At 66.0% G+C, this 17,276-nt stretch carries 21 protein-coding genes and 1 tRNA gene; 12 read left to right on the top strand and 10 right to left on the bottom strand.

All coding sequences use genetic code 11. The features are described 5' to 3' along the window. Positions 1 to 30: 30 nt before the first annotated feature. From RMO51_RS10280 to RMO51_RS10295, 4 genes are all read left to right on the top strand, one after another. Positions 31 to 258, top strand: a complete 228-nt coding sequence (locus RMO51_RS10280; protein ID WP_310394379.1) for a DUF433 domain-containing protein — start codon at positions 31 to 33, stop codon at positions 256 to 258. A gap of 1 nt (position 259) precedes the next feature. After that, positions 260 to 541 (top strand): DUF5615 family PIN-like protein, encoded by a 282-nt coding sequence (locus tag RMO51_RS10285; RefSeq protein ID WP_310394381.1) that lies wholly within the window; start codon positions 260 to 262, stop codon positions 539 to 541. A gap of 324 nt (positions 542 to 865) precedes the next feature. Further along, positions 866 to 1,567 carry a head GIN domain-containing protein gene (locus RMO51_RS10290; protein ID WP_310394382.1) on the top strand — a complete coding sequence of 234 codons (702 nt, stop codon included), beginning with the start codon at positions 866 to 868 and terminating at the stop codon, positions 1,565 to 1,567. Between the two features lie 119 nt (positions 1,568 to 1,686). After that, complete coding sequence (locus RMO51_RS10295; RefSeq protein ID WP_310394383.1) at positions 1,687 to 2,094, top strand: hypothetical protein; 408 nt, start codon at positions 1,687 to 1,689, stop codon at positions 2,092 to 2,094. Between the two features lie 113 nt (positions 2,095 to 2,207). Here the strand turns inward: RMO51_RS10295 and RMO51_RS10300 are convergent, their stop codons facing one another. Continuing rightward, a complete protein-coding gene (locus RMO51_RS10300) occupies positions 2,208 to 3,464 on the bottom strand; it encodes an amidohydrolase family protein (RefSeq protein ID WP_409025041.1) in 1,257 nt (418 codons plus the stop codon). A gap of 573 nt (positions 3,465 to 4,037) precedes the next feature. On the opposite strand from RMO51_RS10300, the gene RMO51_RS10305 reads away from it, so the two are divergent. Together RMO51_RS10305 and RMO51_RS10310 are read left to right on the top strand one after the other, a co-directional pair. Further along, complete coding sequence (locus RMO51_RS10305) at positions 4,038 to 4,301, top strand: hypothetical protein (protein ID WP_310394386.1); 264 nt, start codon at positions 4,038 to 4,040, stop codon at positions 4,299 to 4,301. Further along, positions 4,283 to 4,447 (top strand): hypothetical protein, encoded by a 165-nt coding sequence (locus tag RMO51_RS10310; RefSeq protein ID WP_310394387.1) that lies wholly within the window; start codon positions 4,283 to 4,285, stop codon positions 4,445 to 4,447. Before RMO51_RS10305 ends, RMO51_RS10310 begins: the two co-directional genes overlap by 19 nt. 171 nt (positions 4,448 to 4,618) lie before the next feature. On the opposite strand, the gene RMO51_RS10315 is transcribed toward RMO51_RS10310, so the two are convergent. Both RMO51_RS10315 and RMO51_RS10320 read right to left on the bottom strand, forming a co-directional pair. Continuing rightward, positions 4,619 to 4,903, bottom strand: a complete 285-nt coding sequence (locus RMO51_RS10315; RefSeq protein WP_310394389.1) for a hypothetical protein — start codon at positions 4,901 to 4,903, stop codon at positions 4,619 to 4,621. Positions 4,904 to 5,167: 264 nt separating this feature from the next. After that, a tRNA-Gly gene (locus tag RMO51_RS10320) sits at positions 5,168 to 5,240 on the bottom strand. A gap of 105 nt (positions 5,241 to 5,345) precedes the next feature. On the opposite strand from RMO51_RS10320, the gene RMO51_RS10325 reads away from it, so the two are divergent. Genes RMO51_RS10325 through RMO51_RS10335 form a run of 3 tightly spaced genes read left to right on the top strand, consistent with a single transcriptional unit; the run spans position 5,346 to position 7,266 of the window. Continuing rightward, entirely contained in the window at positions 5,346 to 5,615 is a 270-nt protein-coding gene (locus tag RMO51_RS10325) for a hypothetical protein (protein WP_310394391.1), read from the top strand. Between the two features lie 29 nt (positions 5,616 to 5,644). Further along, a complete protein-coding gene (locus tag RMO51_RS10330; protein WP_310394393.1) occupies positions 5,645 to 6,190 on the top strand; it encodes a GNAT family N-acetyltransferase in 546 nt (181 codons plus the stop codon). 23 nt (positions 6,191 to 6,213) lie between these two features. Continuing rightward, positions 6,214 to 7,266, top strand: a complete 1,053-nt coding sequence (locus RMO51_RS10335) for a hypothetical protein (RefSeq protein WP_310394395.1) — start codon at positions 6,214 to 6,216, stop codon at positions 7,264 to 7,266. A 111-nt stretch (positions 7,267 to 7,377) separates the two neighbouring features. Here the strand turns inward: RMO51_RS10335 and RMO51_RS10340 are convergent, their stop codons facing one another. Then, a complete protein-coding gene (locus RMO51_RS10340; protein WP_310394396.1) occupies positions 7,378 to 9,696 on the bottom strand; it encodes a radical SAM protein in 2,319 nt (772 codons plus the stop codon). A 113-nt stretch (positions 9,697 to 9,809) separates the two neighbouring features. Here RMO51_RS10340 and RMO51_RS10345 point away from each other — a divergent pair, with 113 nt between their 5' ends. Then, the gene (locus RMO51_RS10345) at positions 9,810 to 10,322 is read left to right on the top strand and encodes a DUF1440 domain-containing protein (protein ID WP_310394397.1); all 513 of its coding nucleotides are present in this window, start codon (positions 9,810 to 9,812) and stop codon (positions 10,320 to 10,322) included. 34 nt (positions 10,323 to 10,356) lie between these two features. On the opposite strand, the gene RMO51_RS10350 is transcribed toward RMO51_RS10345, so the two are convergent. Beyond that, entirely contained in the window at positions 10,357 to 10,563 is a 207-nt protein-coding gene (locus RMO51_RS10350; RefSeq protein WP_310394399.1) for a hypothetical protein, read from the bottom strand. A gap of 264 nt (positions 10,564 to 10,827) precedes the next feature. Here RMO51_RS10350 and RMO51_RS10355 point away from each other — a divergent pair, with 264 nt between their 5' ends. After that, the gene (locus RMO51_RS10355; protein WP_310394401.1) at positions 10,828 to 11,175 is read left to right on the top strand and encodes a four-helix bundle copper-binding protein; all 348 of its coding nucleotides are present in this window, start codon (positions 10,828 to 10,830) and stop codon (positions 11,173 to 11,175) included. A 79-nt stretch (positions 11,176 to 11,254) separates the two neighbouring features. Here the strand turns inward: RMO51_RS10355 and RMO51_RS10360 are convergent, their stop codons facing one another. The 3 genes from RMO51_RS10360 to RMO51_RS10370 form a co-directional block, all read right to left on the bottom strand. After that, entirely contained in the window at positions 11,255 to 11,827 is a 573-nt protein-coding gene (locus RMO51_RS10360) for an AraC family transcriptional regulator (RefSeq protein ID WP_310394402.1), read from the bottom strand. Positions 11,828 to 11,832: 5 nt separating this feature from the next. Next, a complete protein-coding gene (locus RMO51_RS10365; RefSeq protein ID WP_310394403.1) occupies positions 11,833 to 12,180 on the bottom strand; it encodes a hypothetical protein in 348 nt (115 codons plus the stop codon). 67 nt (positions 12,181 to 12,247) lie between these two features. After that, the gene (locus RMO51_RS10370; RefSeq protein WP_310394404.1) at positions 12,248 to 12,859 is read right to left on the bottom strand and encodes a thioredoxin family protein; all 612 of its coding nucleotides are present in this window, start codon (positions 12,857 to 12,859) and stop codon (positions 12,248 to 12,250) included. 167 nt (positions 12,860 to 13,026) lie between these two features. Between RMO51_RS10370 and RMO51_RS10375 the strand changes: the two genes are divergently transcribed. Further along, positions 13,027 to 13,302, top strand: a complete 276-nt coding sequence (locus RMO51_RS10375; RefSeq protein ID WP_310394405.1) for a hypothetical protein — start codon at positions 13,027 to 13,029, stop codon at positions 13,300 to 13,302. 430 nt (positions 13,303 to 13,732) lie between these two features. Here the strand turns inward: RMO51_RS10375 and RMO51_RS10380 are convergent, their stop codons facing one another. Beyond that, positions 13,733 to 14,587, bottom strand: a complete 855-nt coding sequence (locus tag RMO51_RS10380; protein ID WP_310394406.1) for a transporter — start codon at positions 14,585 to 14,587, stop codon at positions 13,733 to 13,735. A gap of 204 nt (positions 14,588 to 14,791) precedes the next feature. Then, positions 14,792 to 17,251, bottom strand: coding sequence for a TonB-dependent receptor (locus RMO51_RS10385; RefSeq protein ID WP_310394407.1), 2,460 nt, complete (start codon positions 17,249 to 17,251; stop codon positions 14,792 to 14,794). Positions 17,252 to 17,276 lie beyond the last annotated feature (25 nt).

Raw genomic sequence — 17,276 nt, forward strand, 5'->3', positions numbered from 1 at the left:
GTTGCTCCCTTGCCGTGTACTTTTAAGACCATGCTACCCGCCCACCACCTCATCAGCACCTGCCCCGGCATACGCTTTGGCAAGCCCTGCATCGTGGGCACGCGCATTGCCGTGCAAGACATCCTGGGCTGGTTGGCTTCGGGCATGAGCAACGCGGAAATTGTGGAAGATTTTCCAGAGCTGACCGAGGAGCACATCCGGGCCGCGTTGGCTTTTGCGGCCAATCTGGAGCAGCGCACTCGCCAGTTGGCGGCTTAGCATGAAGTGGCTGCTGGATGCCAATCTATCCTACCGGCTCGTGAAGCAGTTGGCCGCCTTGCCCGTCGAAGCGCTGTACGTGAGCCGTACGGGCCTGCCCGTGCCGGCAGATGACCGCCACATTTGGGACTGGGCCAAGGCCCATGAGCACATCGTCATCACCAACGACGAAGGCTTTTATCGGTTTGCCGGCGCCCTGGGCTTTCCGCCCAAGGTGGTGATGCTGCGCACCGGCAACATCGACCCGGTTCATGGCCGGGTTGCTGACGCGGCACCTGGATGACATCCGGCAACTCGACGGCTCGCCCGAAAGCGGCGTACTGGAGCTGTTCTGACGTCCTAACCTCGGGGCTGCCGCGGTGGTCCTGCCGACCAAACTAATTTCTGGAAATCCGCGCCGTATCGACATCGGTGGGAGCATCGCAAAAAATCGGGAAGGACTCGCATTCCAACGACCCTAACCAGGTCGTTTACAAGACGACCTCCATCACTACTTCTTCGCAAACGCAGTATCTTTTCCGCAAAGCCCTCGTGAATTAGCGCAAGCCAAGCAACCACGAGCAGGAATTCAGCATCCAGCGGTTCTCACCTTTATTCTGCTTTTGCCATGAAAACAATGATTTTATTAGCGGGCGCGGCTTTGTTCGCTTCCTGCACGGCGCAAGCCCAGGTCAAGCAGCCGCGCCAGCTGGCTGATTTCCAAACCATCAGCGCCAGCGGCGGCATCGACGTGTACCTCACGCAAGGGTCCACCACGTCGGTGGTGGTGGAAGCCGCGCCGGAAGCGCAAGCGCACGTAATGACGGAAGTGCGGGGCGGCACCCTCAGCATTGGGTGGGAACGCGACTATTCGTGGCGCAGCTTGCTGGGCAGCAAGCGCCAGGTCAACGTGTACGTCACCTGCCCCCGCCTGGCGGGCCTGGCCCTGAGCGGCGGCTCCGACGCCAAGGGGCAATCCAATTTCTCGGCCGATGACTTCAAGATTGAGGCCAGCGGCGGCTCCGACGTCAAGCTGAGTTTGAACGCCAAGTCCCTCACCATCGGAGCCTCGGGCGGCAGCGACGTGAGCCTGGCCGGCCGCGTGGAGCGCCAGACCGTGGACGTGAGCGGCGGCTCCGACTACAACGCCTTCGACCTGCGCAGCACCGCGGCCCGGGTGCAGGCCAGCGGCGGCTCCGACGTGAACGTGTCCGTCGACGGCGAGCTGGCGTCCAGCGCCTCCGGCGGCAGCGACGTGCGCTACAAGGGCAGCGCCCGCGTGGTCAGCGCCAACAGCGGCGGCGGGGGCAGCGTGCGCCGCGTGGAGTAGCAACCAGCCGGGCAAGTGAGCCCGGACAAATGCACAGGCACGCGGCAACCGGTTTGCTGGAAGCAGGCGGCTTGCTCAGGTCTATATTCGCAGCGCTTCATCAACCTTTTTCCTGCTTTATGCCTTCTTTCATTACCCGCTGGGCGTTGGCCGCAACCCTGCTGCTGGCCGGCCTCACGCTGACGCCGCCGGCCCGGGCCCAAGCCAAAACCGGCTACCAGTTCCTGCAAATGACGACCATCGAAAGCATCGTGCCGGGCGGGCTGGGCCGCTCGCGGGTGCTGTTCACGCCCGAATGGAAGGGCACGAAGGAGTCAAACATGGAAAACCTGTTTTCGCTGCTCGGCATCAACATCAGCAACGTGCGCGTCAACGAGGAACTGGTTATCCGCTACCTCGGCGAAATCACGGCCGACGGCTGGGAACTGTACCAAACCGTCCCGCTCACCCAGACCATTCAGGGCGCGGGCGGGCAGTCGCAACAAGGTATTTTCCTGACGCGCTACCTGTTCCGCAAAGCCAGGTAGTTATCCGTTGCTCGTTGTCAGTTGCTCGTTGTCCGTTGTCAGGTGGGAATGCCCGCGCTGGCGCCCAACAACTGACAACGAACAACTAACAACGAGCAACTGACAACTAACTACTACTTGTATACCACGCCGCCCTTCATTACCAGCCGCACCTGGCGCAGGGCGCCCACGTCCTGGGTGGGGTCGCCGGCCACGGCCACCAGGTCGGCCAGCAGGCCGGGGCGAATGCTGCCGCGGTCAGCCAAGTGGAAAATCTGGGCGTTGCCGCTGGTGGCCTGCCGCAGCACTTGCAGCGGCGTGAGGCCGTAGTCGCGCACCAGCTGCTCCATTTCGCGGGCGTTGTCGCCGTGGGCAAACACGCCCGCGTCGCCGCCCAGGGCCAGAACCACGCCGGCTTTGAGGGCGGCCGCCATGCTGCGGTGTTTTTCCTCGATGCGCGGCGGCGCGGCGTCCTGGCCCTTTTTCCAGCCCCGGTACCGGGCCACGGCGTCGTTGGCGGCCACGGTGGGGCAGAGCGCCACGCCGCGCTTCTTCATCAGTTGAAACACTTCCAGGGTACCGCCGTCGCCGTGCTCGATGGTTTCGACCCCGGCCAGCACCGCCCGGCGCATACCCTCCGGCGTAGTGGCGTGGGCCACCACCCCGCGGCCCGACGAGCGCGCCGTCTGCACAATCAGGGTCAGCTCGTCCTGCGAAAACGTGGGCTGCGCCGAGCCGTCGGCGCCCCAGCGGTAGTCGGCATACACCTTGATGAGGTCAGCCCCTTTCCCGATTTGCTCCCGCACGGCCCGCACGATGCCGTCCACGCCGTCGGCCTCCTGCGCGCCCTGGGGCACCTCCGTGTCCGCCGACAGCTTGGGGCCGTAGCTGCCCGTGGCCACCAGGGCGCGGGTGGTCACGAGCAGCCGCGGCCCGGGAATGATGCCCTGGTCGATGGCTTGCTTCAGGCCCACATCGGCAAAACCGGCGCCTTCGGTTCCCAGGTCGCGGGCCGTGGTGAAGCCGGCCAGCAGCGTGCGCTGGGCGTGCACCGTGGCCCGCGCCACCCGCAGCGCCTGCGCCTCCAGCAGCACCTGGTCGTTCCAGGGCGTTTCGTCGTAAGGGTGCAGCAGCAGGTGCGAGTGGCCCTCAATCAGGCCCGGCAGCAGGGTCAGGTCCGGCAGGTCGAGCGCACGGGCGCCGGCTGGCAGGGCCAGTTGAGCCGCCGGACCCGCGGCCGTTATCCGGCCGTTCTCCACCAGCACCGCCCAGCCCGCGTGCCGGTCCTGGCCGTCGAACACGGCGGCGGGGCGCAGCAGCACGGCGGCCGGACTACCGGCCGGGGCAACGGGCTGCGCCACCAACCCCGGCAGCCAGCAGCTAAGCAGCATCAGGACACCCGTGCTCAGCCAAGCAAAGCGCTGGGACCGGTAAAAATGGCCCGCTTGGGCAAGATTTGGCGAGAAAGGGTTCTTCATAGCAAAAGGGTGAGCCGCCGGACGGCCCGAGCGCAGCCGCACGAAGCTACTTTGCCCGCGCTGAATTGCCGGATTGCTTGGCGGCGCGTGCTCGGCGGGGCCAACGCGGCATCGCCGGCCCTTGCGGACTCTCACGGCACGGCGCCGCAAATTCTGACGGGCAGAGTCTGGCGCGGGCTGGGGCGCTTTTTTGCAATGCCCCGGCCAAGATGCACGAGCCGCAACCGGGCCGGCGCCTCGTTCCCGCTTAACCAACAGCGATGGACTACCTGTAACGAACCCCCGAAAACCCCTCCAACTTCCTACGCCGGCACCGCTGCCAGAACGTAACCCTGCCCATTCCCTCAACTTGGTCATGTGCCGCTGCGAAAAGGTGGGGGCTGCTAAACGAATGGGGCAGAACCTCCACCTCGGAAGCCAACTCGCTTGAATGCTTGTGGCAAGGCACTAACGCGCCGTGGGAGCAGCGAGGGATTTTTGCCCTGTTTGTTTTACAGCACCCAAAACTGGAAGCGCAAGCGCCTGCTGATTTATGCCCACGGTGGACTGGTGGGCAAAAACGACGCCCGGCAGCGCCGCCGGCCGGAGGGCTTTTTGGACGGCGCACTCGATTTCGTGCTCGCCCGGCTCGACGATTTTCTTGAGCCCGTGGCCCGCAGCGTGGGCGGCCGCTCGCTCTGGCAGGAAATGAAGGGAAATGCCCGACTGGCTACCGAAACGGCCGGCGCCTGGTGCTCGGCTACATCCTGAGCCTGCTGCACCAGCTCGGCGACGACGTGGAGCTGCACTTGGTCAGCCACGGCGCGGGCACCACCGTGCTGGCCCCGTTCGCGCAGTTGCTCATCACGGTGGGGCGCGTGGGGCGTGGGCTCGCCGCCGTGCGCAACGAGGGGTAGCCCGGGCTTCGGGCGCCGCCCTTGACAAGCGCCCCTGTTGCTTAAACCTGATGGTCGGCCTCACTGATTGCACGTGCGGCCGGGCCCCTCAGGTGAACTTCTTCCCAACAAAAAGCCCGGCCGCAAGTGCTTGCGGCCGGGCCTTGGGTAAAAACCCGCGGTGGGTTATGCTTAGTCTTTGGGCTTGATTTTCGACTTTTTGCGCTTGTCCTTCACCTTGGCATCGGCAGGCGCGGCTTGCACGACGGGGGCCGGGGCAGCGGTGGTGGAGGGGCTCGCGGTGGTGGTGGTCGACTCTACGGTAGTCGTGGTGGCGGGAGCGGGAGCGGGGGTTAAAACGGCCGGCGAGGCGGGCGTAACCGTGGTCTGATTAGTCGTGGTGGTGCTGGTTTGCGCGCTAGCCGAGTAGGCAGCCGTGACAAACATTGCGGCGAGGATAAGGGTCTGCTTTTTCAATGGACCAAAGGGTTGGTGAGAAAAAATGGGCCGACGTCAACAAGACGCGGCTTTTGAATTGCCTTTAACGGCAACACAAAGAAAAGGTTTTTAAACGAACCCGTCCGGCCCGGCTACTTTAAGGTGCGTTGGGATAGGCTGTCCGCCTAGAATTTTAGGGTGACGCAAGTCTTGCCGAACGAGTGGTTCCAACTGCTGCGTTCCGGGTTCTGGCCAAGCCAAAACAGCCACCCAGACTTGCATCTAAGTGGCTGTTCCTGAATGAGCGAGAAACGAGGTTCGAACTCGCGACCCTCAGCTTGGGAAGCTGATGCTCTACCAACTGAGCTACTCTCGCGGGGGTTTTTTGGTGGCACGAAATTACGCCAAAGAACTGGATTCCCAACCGGCTACGGGCGGGGCCTGAACCCCGGATTTGCTGGCGCCGTATGAATGCAGGCATATGGCTCCTCCCCCGCTTCCTCCCGTTACGCGCCGCTTGGTGGGCCTGTTGCTGCTGTTTAGCGGCGGGCTTCTGGGGGTGGGGCTGCTCTTGAAAGTAGCCGTGAGCGTGTACAGTTGGAACACGGCCGGCGCCCAGAGCCCGTCGGCGCTGCTGCTGTCCGTCAACCTGGTGGGGCTGCTGGCCAGCGGGCTGCTCATGCGCTGGGGGCTGCGCCTGCGCCGCGGCCACGGGTCGGCGCGCAACCCCAATGCCGACGAAATCCTGTAAATCGGCGGCCGTTGCGCGACCTTTGCCCCATGTCATCCCCGCTGCGCATCTCCCTGGCCAAGGCCAACCCCGCCACTGCCGCCCAACTGGCCGACCTGGGCCGCCAAACGTTTCAGGACACCTTCGCGGCCACCAACACGGCGGCGGACATGGCCGCTTACCTGGCCGAAAACTTTGGCCCCGACCAGCAACTGGCCGAGCTGCAGGACCGCGAAAATACCTTCCTGCTGGCCCATATGCAAGCCGAGCTGGTGGGCTACGCCAAGCTGCGCGATAACTCGGCTCTCGGCTTGCCGGAAGGCGAAGACCCGGCCGGCCGCCTCGAAATTGAGCGGCTGTACGTGCGCGACGATTGGCAAGGCACCGGCCTGGGCGCGGCCCTGATGCGCGGCATCCTGGCCCTGGCCGAGCAGTTGCACTGCCCCGCCGTGGTACTGGGCGTGTGGGAAAGGAACGAGCGGGCCCGCGCTTTCTACCAGCGGTTCGGCTTCCGCGAAATCGGGCAGCACCCCTTCCGGCTGGGGCAGGACGTGCAAACCGACCTGATTCTGCGCAAGGGCTTGGCCGGGCGCTAAACCGGCTACTTTTGACGATGCCTATGCCTGCCCTTCTGCGCTTATTGCTTGGCCCCGGCCGCCCGGGATGCGGGCGCCTTGCCTTGCTGCTGGGGTTGGCGGCAACCGCCTGCCAGCCCCAGGCCGACGGGGACGGGGCCGCTGCCACCCCGCCCGTGGGGCATTACGAAGGCAGCATCGGGGCCCCCGGCCAACCCGGAACGCGCGCCGCCCTCGACATCCGCCACCCCAGCCCCGGCCACTACGAAGCCGAGCTCACGGTGCCCACCGCCGGCACGCTGAGCTTCGTGGCCGACACCATTCTGTTCAGCAACAACCAGCTGCGCCTCACGCGCCCCGCGCGCCCCGGCCAGGTGCTCACCCTGACGCTGGACGGCGACTTCTGGCGCGGTACCCTGGCCCTGGACTCCGCCGCGGCCCCGGCCCTGCTGCTCAAGCGCGGCGCCCCCACCCCCAGCACCTACCGCGTGGAAGAAGTACCGCAGGCCAACGGCTCGGCCTGGCTGTTTGCACCTTCCGACACCGGCACGCCCGGCGCGGCCCTAGCCCTGTTGCCCGACGCCGAAACCGCGCCCGCCGCCGCCCTCTGGGCCGATGCCCTGGCCCGCGAAGGCGTCATCGTGCTGGTGTTGCCCGCCGCCGACTCGGCCACGACCCCCGCTGAAACGCCCCGGCTGCAAGCCGCCCTGCGCTTGCTGCGCGGCACCGCCGGGGCCGACACGGCCAAGGTGGGCGTGTGGGCCGCCGGCCAGCGCGGGGCCGCCACGGCGCAGGTGCTGGCGCAGGAAAGCCCGCGCGCGGCGTTTTTAATCACCCAGAATGTCGCCGTTGAGCCGGCCACCCGGGCCGCCCTGCGGGAATTAACCAAGCGGAAGCTGCCGGTGCTGGGCCTGTACGGGGGCCCGGCCGCCAACCAGCGGGCGGCGGCTTGGCGCAACGCCCTGGGTGGACGGCGCGGCGCCACGGTGCGCGCCTACCGCACGGCCGGGCCCGACTTGCTGGTGTCGCGGGGACTGAGCGCGGGTCTTGGGCCCGAACTGCCCGGGGAAGTGGTGGAGTGGCTGCGCGCTCAGTAAGCACCGTCACCGACTGCTTCCTGAAAATTTCCGCGGAAGCTCCTGGTTTTGCGCCACGTGCCGGACGGCGGCGAAACTGCTCTTCTGCCGTAGCCGTCTCCTCGTATATCCTCAAATCAGCAGCAGGCCCTTTTCGCGCAGCAACTGCCATGCCGGGCTTTGCAGAAAATTTTCAAAGGTTCCTTCCTCGGCCGGAAAGGTGGCGGTGGCTTCTTTGAGCAGCATTTTGGCGTCGTAGTCGTGGCTAAGCCGGGTGAGGAGCTGGTGCAGCCAGCAGCCGGCGGCTTCGGTGGTTTTTACCTCAAAGTCCTCGGCCTGCTCGTAGCAGGTGAGCACGGCGCGCGGGGCTTTTTTGCCCGGCTCGATACGGATGTCGGGGGCGTTGCCGAGCCAGAACAGGCGCTGGTTCTGCCGGGCGAAGTCCGGGGTTGAGGGCGCTTGCAGGGCTTGCTGCACGAGGTGGCGCGGGGTGGTGGTTTTCGGAATGTTGAAGTCGAACCAGAAACCGAGCGGCTCGGCCAGGTTCACGCCGTGCAGGTAATTGTAGAGCGACTTGGCCAGGCCGGGGCCGAAGGCTTCGTGGTCGGTACCGAGTGGGTCGTCGTGCCACAGGTCGTTCCAGGCAAAGCCGCCAGGCTCGGGGCCAATGGCGGCCACCTGGTACTTCGCCGGGTTCTTGCCCACGGGCGAGTGCGCCGTCATCGAGAAGCGGTGCCAGTAGCCGCTCTGCACCACCCCGGCGGCAAACAGTTGGCGCACCACTTCCAGGCTGTCCACGGTTTCCTGCGCGGTTTGGGTGGGGAAGCCGTACATCAGGTAGGCGTGCACCATGATGCCGGCCCGGGTGAAGCCGTCGGCCACCCGGGCCACCTGGGCGATGGTCACGCCCTTTTCCATGAGGGCCAGCAGGCGTTCGGAGGCCACTTCCAGGCCGCCCGACACTGCTATGCAGCCCGAGGCAGCCAGCAGGCGGCAGAGGTCGGGCGAGAAAGTTTTTTCGAACCGAATATTACCCCACCAGGTGATGGGCACGCGGCGCTTGAGCAGCTCCACGGCCAGCTCGCGCAGGGCCAGCGGCGGGGCGGCCTCGTCCACGAAGTGAAAACCGGTCTGGCCGGTTTGCTGAATAATTTGCTCGATGCGGTCGACCAGCAGCGTGCTGGGCGCCGTTTCGTAGCGGCTGATGTAGTCTAAGGTCACGTCGCAAAACGAGCAGCGCTTCCAGTAGCAGCCGTGGGCCACGGTCAGCTTGTTCCAGCGGCCGTCGCTCCAGAGGCGGTGCATGGGGTTGAGCACTTCCAGCACCGAGAGGTACTCGGTCAGGGGCAGGTCGGAGTAATCGGGCGTGCCCACTTCGGGGTGCGGCACGTCGGGGTGCGGGTGGTTGACGTACTCAATTTCGCCGGCCTCGTTGCGCAGGAAAGTGCGCTGGAGTTTGGTACGGTCGGGTTGCTCCGCCAGCCCGTCATGCAGAGCGTAGCGAAGCATCTCGCCCGCGTCATTCAACGACTGAGCTGGTGACAGCACGCGAGATGCTTCGCTGCGCTCTGCATGACGTTCTTTTTCCTCATTCAAACCGCCCAAGTAGTCCAGCAGCCGCAGCCACGGGCCTTCGCCGTCGTCCAGCGTCAGGTAGTCGATGTAGTCAAAAAAACGGGGCTCCCGGATGGTGCGCAGCTCGGTGTTGGGGTAGCCGCCGCCCATGATGGTGACGGTAGCCGGGCGGGTTTGCTTGATGCGCTGGGCCAGCCGCAAGGCCCCGTACAGGTTGCCGGGAAAGGGCACCGTGAAGCCCACCACGTCGGGCTGCACGCGCGCCAGCAGCGCATCCAGTTCCTCCAGCAGCAGGCGGTCGAGCAGGTTGGGGGCGGCGAGTAAGGCCTCGTGCAACGGCTCGAAGCTGGTGGCGGACAGCGCCAGCTTTTCCGCGTACCGGGAGAAGCCGAAGTGCGGACCCACGGTTTCCTTGATGAGGTCGGCGAGGTCTTCGAGGTAGAGCGTGGCCAGGTGCCGGGCCTGGTCGGTGAGGCCCATGGTGCCAAAGGCAGTTTCCAGGTCGGCCACGTTATCGAAACGGCTGGCTTCGGGCAGGAAGCGGCCGTGGCAGATGCGCGGGGCCAGGGTCAGGTCCTTGTTTTGCAGGAAGCGGATGACCGGGGCAATGGTGGCCAGGTAGCGGTTTTGCAGCCGCACCATCCGCTGGGCGTTGTCGCTGAGGTCAAAGTCACCGGCTGCAATTTCGGCAAATACCTGTTGCAGGCCGGCCACCGAAAACAGGCGCAGCACCAGCTGCAGGCCCATGTCGGCCTGCGTCACGGCGTAGCCGCGCCCGCCCAGGAAGCCCTTGATGTAGGCCGTGGCCGGGTACGGGGTGTTGAGCTGCGTGAGCGGCGGGGTGAGCAGCAGGATGCGGGGGGAGGCGGACGGCACGGCAGCAACTAACCCGGAGCGGGGGGCCGGGGTTCATTTCCTTACCGGCAAAGGTCGGCCGCCGGGGCTCAGCGCGCCGCCGCTGGTTTCGTCAAAAAAGAGTAGGTTGCCGCATGGAAACTTCGCCGTCGCCGCTACTCGCGCCGGCCACGCACCCTGGGGGGTGGGTGCCGGCCGCCCTCATCACCGGCCTGCTGGCCGGCACCCTGGACATTGCGGCCGCGTGCACGCAGTACGGGCTGGCAACCCACAAGTCCCCGGTCAACGTGCTGAATTTCGTGGCCAGCGGGGTGTTTGGGCCGGCGGCTTTTGCGGGCGGGCCGGGCATGGCGCTGGCCGGGCTGGGGTTTCACTACCTCATAGCCACTGGCTGGGCCGGGGCGTTTTATTGGTCGTACCCCCGCGTGGCGCTGCTGCGGCAGTCGCCCGTGCTGGTCGGCTTGCTCTACGGGGCGGCGGTGTGGCTGGTGATGAACCGGCTGGTGCTGCCAAATTCTCAGGCCCCTAAATTACCGTTTAAGCCGGGCGCCGCGGCCCTCGGCCTGGGCATTTTGATGCTGTGCATCGGGCTGCCCATTGCCTGGCGGGCCGCCCGCTACTACGCCCGGCACCCCGCGGCCCGCTAGCCTACCTGTCCCGCTGAGCAGCAAGTGCCCTGCTTTAGCGCCGGGCCCCTTGCAGCACTTCCAGCGTTTCCCGGTGGCGCTTTTCGGCCAGGTCCTGGCTGCGCGAGGCCACGCCCCAAATGGCCGCCGGAATCCAGCCAATCAGCGTTATCTGGAGGATGAAGCACAGGATACCCTTGAGAAAGTGGCCGTTGACCATCATCGAGAGACCGGGCAGCAGAATGGCGAGTAGCATGGGCATGGGACAAAAGTTGACGCGGCAAACCTATTGAATTTTTAGTTATGCCCGAAGAATACTTTGCCTGGTAAGTTCATCGGGACTGCTTGCCCGCGGCCCATGTTCGGCATTGTCGGGTCGCACGCACGGCGCACCGCCCGCGCAAATGAAGCCGAATTCCGTTGCTCTGGCGCACGAATGCTACACGTCCACCCGGTGCCGCGGCCGCGTAAGCGTAAAACCCGCTAACTCCGGCGGGTGCTCATTCCCACCAACCCGCTTTTCGCCATGCAAATGCCCGCCGCCCGCACCCGCCAGGACAACCGAACCGTCCTCGACGCCCTCAGCCGTTGCATCGCCGCTTGCGAGCTGTGCGCCGACGCCTGCCTCGACGAGGCCGACCTCAAAATGCTGGTGCCCTGCATCCGCCTCGACCACGACTGCGCTGACATCTGCCGCCTCACGGCCGCCTTCATCGCCCGCGGGTCCGACCATACGGCGCACGCGCTGCGCGAGTGCATCGAAATTTGCCAGCAGTGCCACGACGAGTGCGCCCAGCACTCCCACGACCATTGTAAGCGGTGTGCCGAGGCCTGCAAAGCCTGCCTCGAAGCCTGCCGCGCCTACGCCAGCTAAGGCCACGGGAGTAGTTCGCGAAGAAGGCGGCTACCGGTTCAGGTAGCCGCCTTCTTCGGATAAAACAACGGTTTAAGAGCTACGCCAGCGCGTCGAGCGAGAGCCGCTCGGGCAGCATCAGGCGGCGGAACTCGCTTACGGAATAGCCCGTCACCTGCCGGAACTGGTTGCTCAGGTGCTGGCCCGAGCTGTAGCGCATCTGGTCGGCTATCTGGTTCAGGGTCAGCTCGCCGTAGCTGAGCATTTCCTTCACGCGCTCAATTTTGAGGCGGATGAGGTACTTCTCGATGGTGAGGTGGGCGGTGCGCGAAAACACCTTGCTCAGGTGCGAGTACGTGGCCGCGAACCGGTCGGTGAGAAAGGCGGAGGTGGTGAGCGGCGAGCGGGCCGTGCGCAGGTGTTCGAGGTAGTCGGCCAGCACGGTTTTGATTTGCTCGGTGAGCTGCTCAGCCCGGCCGCGCAGCAGCTCGAACCCGGCGGCGTGCAGCAGCGGCGCCAGGGCTTCGGGGTCGACGGGGGTGGTTTCGTCGAGCTCGGCCACGCCCAGCGTCACGGCCGTGGGGTGGTAGCCGGCCCGTTCCAACAGGCTTTGCACGGCTTCGACGCACCGGGGGCACACCATGTTTTTGATGTGCAGAAGGTTAGTTTTCAAGGGCTTTAACGGGTTTCGGGCCGCCGCGAGGAGGCCGGTGAAGAATAAGAGCGCGCCGCTGGTGCGCTGGCTGCCGCCCGGCGCGGGCGCGGAGCCGGGGTCGAGACTTCGGCCCAGCCCCGCCCGAACCAGTGCCCGGTGGCCCAGGTCACAAACGGCACCACGGCCAGGAACGTAACGGCCAGCAGCCAGAACAATACGAGAAAGGCGGGAAAAAGACGGCCTAAAAAATGGTCGCTTACCCCAAACAAATAAACCACCAGCATTAGTGCCAGCGCCAGGCTGATGCCCGCCAGCCCGCCCGCCCGCCGCCAGGGCCAGGCAGCGGCATGTTTCTGAAGGCGACGGCGCAACGGCAACGGCATAAGAGCAACAAATCGGGGAGGTGAAAATAAGGGAAATTTCGGTTGAAGCGCCAGCCTAGCCCAGCAACGCCAGCAATTCCTGCTGCACCGACCGGCCGTTATCCGCCGCGTACCATTCGTTCATACCTTTAATCACCTGGTTGATGTGCAGAGATTTATCGGCGTGCAGCGCGTGGCTCAACGCTTGGGCGGCGGCCGGGCGCGGGCCCCAGTCGCCGAGGTCGGCCCCGGTGGCCGCGTCGCGCCGAATGAGCTTGGGAATACTGTTGGCACCGTTGGTCTGGTGGGCGGCCATCAGGGCGGGGTGGTCGGAGCGGAGCAGCACGTGCAGCGCCACGTGGCCGGCGCTTTCGGCGGCCAGGCGCGCCAAAATGGGCAGCGTGTGCGCCGTGTCGCCGCACCAGGCTTCGCCCAGCACCAGCCACTGCTCGGGCCGGGCCAGGTGCGCCAGGTGGTTGACCAGCGCGGGCAGCAGCTGGGTGGCGGAGGCCCGGTCGAGGTGGGCCTGGTTCTGGCTGGTGTAGCGGGCCAGGCCCGGCGACTGGTCGGGGCCGGTGGTGCGGCCTTCGGCGGCCAAGGTGCCCACCAGGGCCCGAAACTCGGCGTACGTGTAAGCGGGGGCAGGCACGGCCGCGGGCAACGAGTTGGGGTCGGTCATCGGGGTCATCGGAAATTACAGCGAAGGCGGGCGGCAGACGGCACGGCGCAGGGCGGCGCGCGGCGCGCTCCTCGCTACAACCGTACCCGCGCCCGGCGGTTTGGGTTGCGCCGCGGCGGGTTATCTTTCTACCTTGCGGCGTTGCTCACCGTAAACTTCCCCACCTTTACTTTTTCATGCTGTTTCACTATTTCCTCCGCCCCTTCGCCGTGGCTTGCGCCCTGGCCGCCACTTGTAGCGCCTGCAGTTCCGGCACCAAAGAAGGCGACGTCAACGTGGAGCGCGGCTACAACAAAAAAGGCCCCGCCGCCACCGCCGACGGCGTGGCCAACGGCGATTCCGTCACCGCCGGCCTCGCCCGCGACACCACCGCCCACCGCCCCACCGGCAAGGAGCTATACAAAGCCTCCAGCGAGGCCAAGGACCGCAACCACGACGGCATCGCCGACTAGCCCGGTGCTCCGGCGCCCCAACTCAAGAGGATTAAGCGCACACAAAAAGGCCCCCACCTCCCGTTGGGGGCCTTTTGCTTGTTTGCAGCAGGCGTGGTCACCAGGGGCGGGCATTGGCCCACCCGAACCGAAGCCGGCCACGGGCCGGGCGGGCCGAGCCCTGGTTGGCACCCGCCTTCCCGGGCTAGCCGGGGCTGCCATAACCCGAACCCGATGGGGCCCACCCCGATGTGAAGCGCACAGTTGCGGGGACAACTCCAGTATCGAGCCGGATTCCCTTTTCAGCCGCGCTCCGCACTTGAGGTCCGGCACCCTGCGGCGGTAAAATCAATTAACAATTAACAATGAGCGACTAACGGCGAACAATCAACAGAGAGGAGACGTGTCCAATGCTCATTGTTAATTGCCCATTGTTAATTGTTAATTGATTTTACCGCCGCAGGGTGAAGCCGGCGAAATACTGCTGGTCCGTCAGACGGTTGAGCGCGAGGCTAATGCCGGCGTCGAGCTGCAAGTTCTCGGTCAACTTCAGAATCGGGGCAAGGTTGAACGAGGGCTGCCAGCGGCGCTGCTGGGCATCCCACTGGGCTACGGTTTCCGCTATCAGGCCGGTTTTCTCCGTGAAGTCGTACTCCAGGGCCACCGAAGGCACCAGCTGCAGGTAGCGGCGGGCCTGCTCCCGGTCGTAGTTGAGGCCGGTGGCCAGTTGGGCTTCGAGGTTGCTGTTGTCGCTCAGCTCAATGTCGACGGGGACGATGAGGCCGTACTCAGCGCCCCCGCTGCCAACCAGTCCGCCGGTGGGCAGGCGCACGTACCCGATGGCGGCCATGCCAAAGGAGCCGTCCTGGGCGTCGCCCAAAAAGTTGTGCTTCACCCGCAGGCTCACGTCGCCAAAGCCCGCCCGGCGCTCCTCGGGCTGGGGTTCGGTGCGCGGCAGCTCCTTCTGCACGTTGTAGAGGGGTAGTTCCATCTGCACGGCCGTGCGGCGGCTCAGGCCCAGCTTGATGACACTGTAGCCCAGCTGCCAGTAGCGCTGCCGCTCGTCGGCCCCCGCCCCGCTGTTGGTCAGGCGCAGGGCGTCCATCTCTACTTGCAGGTGGCCGGCGTCAACGGTGAACGGGTTTTCGGTCACGCCGGGTCGGTAGGGCTGCAGCTCCCGCAGGCGGTTGCGGGGCACGGCCTTGCGCCAGCTATAACGAGCTGAATCATAGGGAGAAGATTTGGCCAGGCCCTGCGCAAAACCGAGCGCGGGCATCGTCCACAACAACCAGAAAAAGTGTTTCATGAGGCCGTCTACGCACGGGTTAAGCTTTCGGCCGTGAATTGCGGCGGATGAAACTTGGTGGGGGCCCCAGAAAAACGTCTTGTCAGGCTGAGCGCAGCGCAGCATCTTTTCACGCCGGAACATTTCGTTCAACGATGAGAAGATGCTGCGCTGCGCTCAGCACGACAAGACTGTAGTGATGTGACTACAGAACGAGCAACCGCCCTAAAACGGCACTACCACTTTCACCCCCACGTTGCGGCCGGGGTTGTAGATGCCCGCGCGGCCGTTGGGCGCGGCGCCGTAGTACTCAAAGTATTTCAGCCGGTTGAGGTGGGCCTGGTAGGCGGTGTCGAAGACGTTATCGACTTGTACAAACAACTGGGCCAGCGGACGGCCGGCACGACTGGTGAAGGTGGTGCCGACGCCCAGGCCCAGCAGCGCGTAGCCGGCGGTGGCGGTTTCGCTGTTGTCCAGGGCCAGGAAGCGGCTTTGGCGGGCGCTGCCGTCCACGGTGGCCCGGACGTAGGTGCCGGTGAGGCGGCCGGCGCCGGCGGGCAGGGTGGCGCGCACTTCGGAGCGGGCGCGCAGGGGCGGGATGAGCGGTAGGTAGCGGGCGGCGCTGCCCTGGCGCTCCCGCAGGGTGGCGTCGGCGTTTTCGCCGTTCACGAAGGCCACGCTGCTGTTCCAGGCCAGCCAGGCCGCGCCGGCGGGGCGCAGGTTCAGGCTGGCTTCGAGGCCGTAGAGGCGGGCGGCGGCCTGCTGGAATTGGTACGTCGTGTTGCCCGGCACGATGACGACGGGCTGGCCGTCGGCGCCGAGCAGGCGGGCCTGGTAGATGAAGTTCTGCACGTAGTTGTGGAACACTTCCACCGACGCATCCAGCGTGGGCTGGTGCCAGAGCAGGCCCACGTCCTGCTGCCAGCTGAACTCGGGCCGGAAACCGCGGTTGCCGAGGTACACGATGTGGGCGCCGGGGTCGAGGCCGTTGGAGCCGATTTCGGGGATGTTGGGGGCCCGGTAGCCGCGGGCCAGGTTGGCGCGCAGCGTGAGCTGCTCGGTGGCCACGTAGCTCGCGCCCGCGCTGGCCGACACGCCCCGGTAGCGCCGCCGAAACGCCGGAAACTGCAGGTTTGCATCGACGGAGCCGGGGCGGCCCACGCCGTCGAAGCTCGTGGCCGGGTTGGGGGCCACGTAGAAGTCGTTCCAGTTCACCAGGCGGGTGTCGTAGCGCAGGCCGCCGCTCAGCTCCAGCTTGCCCAGGGGCTTTTTCAGCAGCAGGAAGCCGCCGGCGTCCAGCAGGTCGTAGTTGGGAATGGGGAAGTCGGTGGCGTTTTGGTGGCGGTTGAGCTGGCCCATGCCGTTGCTGCCCAGGCTGATTTGCAGGCCCTGCCAGTCGGGCAGGTGGTAGCGCATGTCGTAGGTGTAGGTGGTCAGGCGCAGGGCCAGGCCGGGCTGGGCGGGGGCGGTGGGGTGGTTGAACTCCTCGCGGCTATTCTGCTGGGCGCCCAGCAGCAGGTGCAGCTCGCCGCCGCCCAGGTGCAGCTGCGTTTTGGTGAACACCCGGTAGTGCCGGATGCGCTGGTGCAGCGACCCAATTGCGTAGGAATCCAGCTCCTTATCGGTCACCAACGGCCGATTCTTGATGTCGTCAACCCCGCCTTCGAACACCTGCCGGGTGAAGCGGCGGCTGAGCGAGTCGCGGCTGCCGTCCGGGATTTCCTGCCGGTTGTCGTAGAGCGTGAGGTACCAGTGCGAGCTGCCCCAGGCCTTGGCCAGGCCCGCCATGCCGGTCAGCGTCAGCTCCCGGAAACCGGTGTTGTACACCGCGCCGTCCACGCTATTGCGGTAGTCGCGGGCCAGGCGGTGGCTGGCCCGGAAGCTGGTCTGGAAGCCGTTGTTCTGGTAGTTCAGGCCCAGGGACTTGCCAATGAGGCCGTTGTTGGACTGGTACTCGGTGAGGGCTTCGCCGCGCAACTGGCCGTCGGGGCCGCTGGGCAGGGCGGGCAGCAGGTTCACCACCCCGGCCACGGCGTCGGAGCCGTAGAGCAGGCTGGCGGGACCCTTCACCACTTCCACCCGCTCGATGTCGTAGCCGTCCACTTCCACGCCGTGCTCGTCGCCCCACTGCTGGCCTTCCTGGCGCAGGCCGTTGTAGAGAGTCAGCACGCGGTTATAGCCCAGGCCCCGGATAAAGGGCTTCGACACGTTGGGGCCGGTGGTGACGGCGCTCAGGCCGGGAATGCCGCGCACGGCCGCGTCGATGACGTTGGTGTTGGCGTTGAGGTTGATTTCGCGGCGGCCCAGGGTGGCGATGGGCACGGGGCTGCGCCGGATTTCGGTGGCCCGTGACACACCCGTGACCACCACCTCGCCCAAGTCGGCGGCGGTGGCGGTGAGCACAACTTGCACGTCCAATGTCTGGCCGGCGGCCAGGGTGGCGTCGCGCGTGACGGTGCCGTAGCCCACGGCGCTGGCCACCAGCCGCACCGGGCCGGCGGGCACGTCAGCCACCTGGAAAACGCCTTGCACATCAGCCGTGGCACCCAGCCCGGCGGCCGGCAGCGCCACGCTGGCAAACGGTACGGGCCGGCGTTGCCCGTCGCGCACCGTGCCGGTGACGGTGCCCGTTTGGGCCCACAGCAGCTGCGGCAGGAGGAAAAGCAGCAGTAGGAAGTTTTTCATTTCAAGTGATGGACATTTCGGGGCG

It is taken from the genome of Hymenobacter sp. (assembly GCF_031398885.1).
GTDB lineage: Bacteria > Bacteroidota > Bacteroidia > Cytophagales > Hymenobacteraceae > Hymenobacter.

Excerpts from the sequence above, each read along its gene's own strand:
- RMO51_RS10280 (WP_310394379.1), top strand. The coding sequence starts at position 31 with ATGCTACCCGCCCACCACCTCATCAGCACCTGCCCCGGCATACGCTTT.
- RMO51_RS10285 (WP_310394381.1), top strand. The coding sequence starts at position 260 with ATGAAGTGGCTGCTGGATGCCAATCTATCCTACCGGCTCGTGAAGCAG.
- RMO51_RS10290 (WP_310394382.1), top strand. The coding sequence starts at position 866 with ATGAAAACAATGATTTTATTAGCGGGCGCGGCTTTGTTCGCTTCCTGC.
- RMO51_RS10295 (WP_310394383.1), top strand. The coding sequence starts at position 1,687 with ATGCCTTCTTTCATTACCCGCTGGGCGTTGGCCGCAACCCTGCTGCTG.
- RMO51_RS10300 (WP_409025041.1), bottom strand. The coding sequence starts at position 3,464 with ATGCTGCTTAGCTGCTGGCTGCCGGGGTTGGTGGCGCAGCCCGTTGCC.
- RMO51_RS10325 (WP_310394391.1), top strand. The coding sequence starts at position 5,346 with ATGGCTCCTCCCCCGCTTCCTCCCGTTACGCGCCGCTTGGTGGGCCTG.
- RMO51_RS10330 (WP_310394393.1), top strand. The coding sequence starts at position 5,645 with ATGTCATCCCCGCTGCGCATCTCCCTGGCCAAGGCCAACCCCGCCACT.
- RMO51_RS10335 (WP_310394395.1), top strand. The coding sequence starts at position 6,214 with ATGCCTGCCCTTCTGCGCTTATTGCTTGGCCCCGGCCGCCCGGGATGC.
- RMO51_RS10345 (WP_310394397.1), top strand. The coding sequence starts at position 9,810 with ATGGAAACTTCGCCGTCGCCGCTACTCGCGCCGGCCACGCACCCTGGG.
- RMO51_RS10350 (WP_310394399.1), bottom strand. The coding sequence starts at position 10,563 with ATGCCCATGCTACTCGCCATTCTGCTGCCCGGTCTCTCGATGATGGTC.
- RMO51_RS10355 (WP_310394401.1), top strand. The coding sequence starts at position 10,828 with ATGCAAATGCCCGCCGCCCGCACCCGCCAGGACAACCGAACCGTCCTC.
- RMO51_RS10370 (WP_310394404.1), bottom strand. The coding sequence starts at position 12,859 with ATGACCCCGATGACCGACCCCAACTCGTTGCCCGCGGCCGTGCCTGCC.
- RMO51_RS10375 (WP_310394405.1), top strand. The coding sequence starts at position 13,027 with ATGCTGTTTCACTATTTCCTCCGCCCCTTCGCCGTGGCTTGCGCCCTG.
- RMO51_RS10380 (WP_310394406.1), bottom strand. The coding sequence starts at position 14,587 with ATGAAACACTTTTTCTGGTTGTTGTGGACGATGCCCGCGCTCGGTTTT.
- RMO51_RS10385 (WP_310394407.1), bottom strand. The coding sequence starts at position 17,251 with ATGAAAAACTTCCTACTGCTGCTTTTCCTCCTGCCGCAGCTGCTGTGG.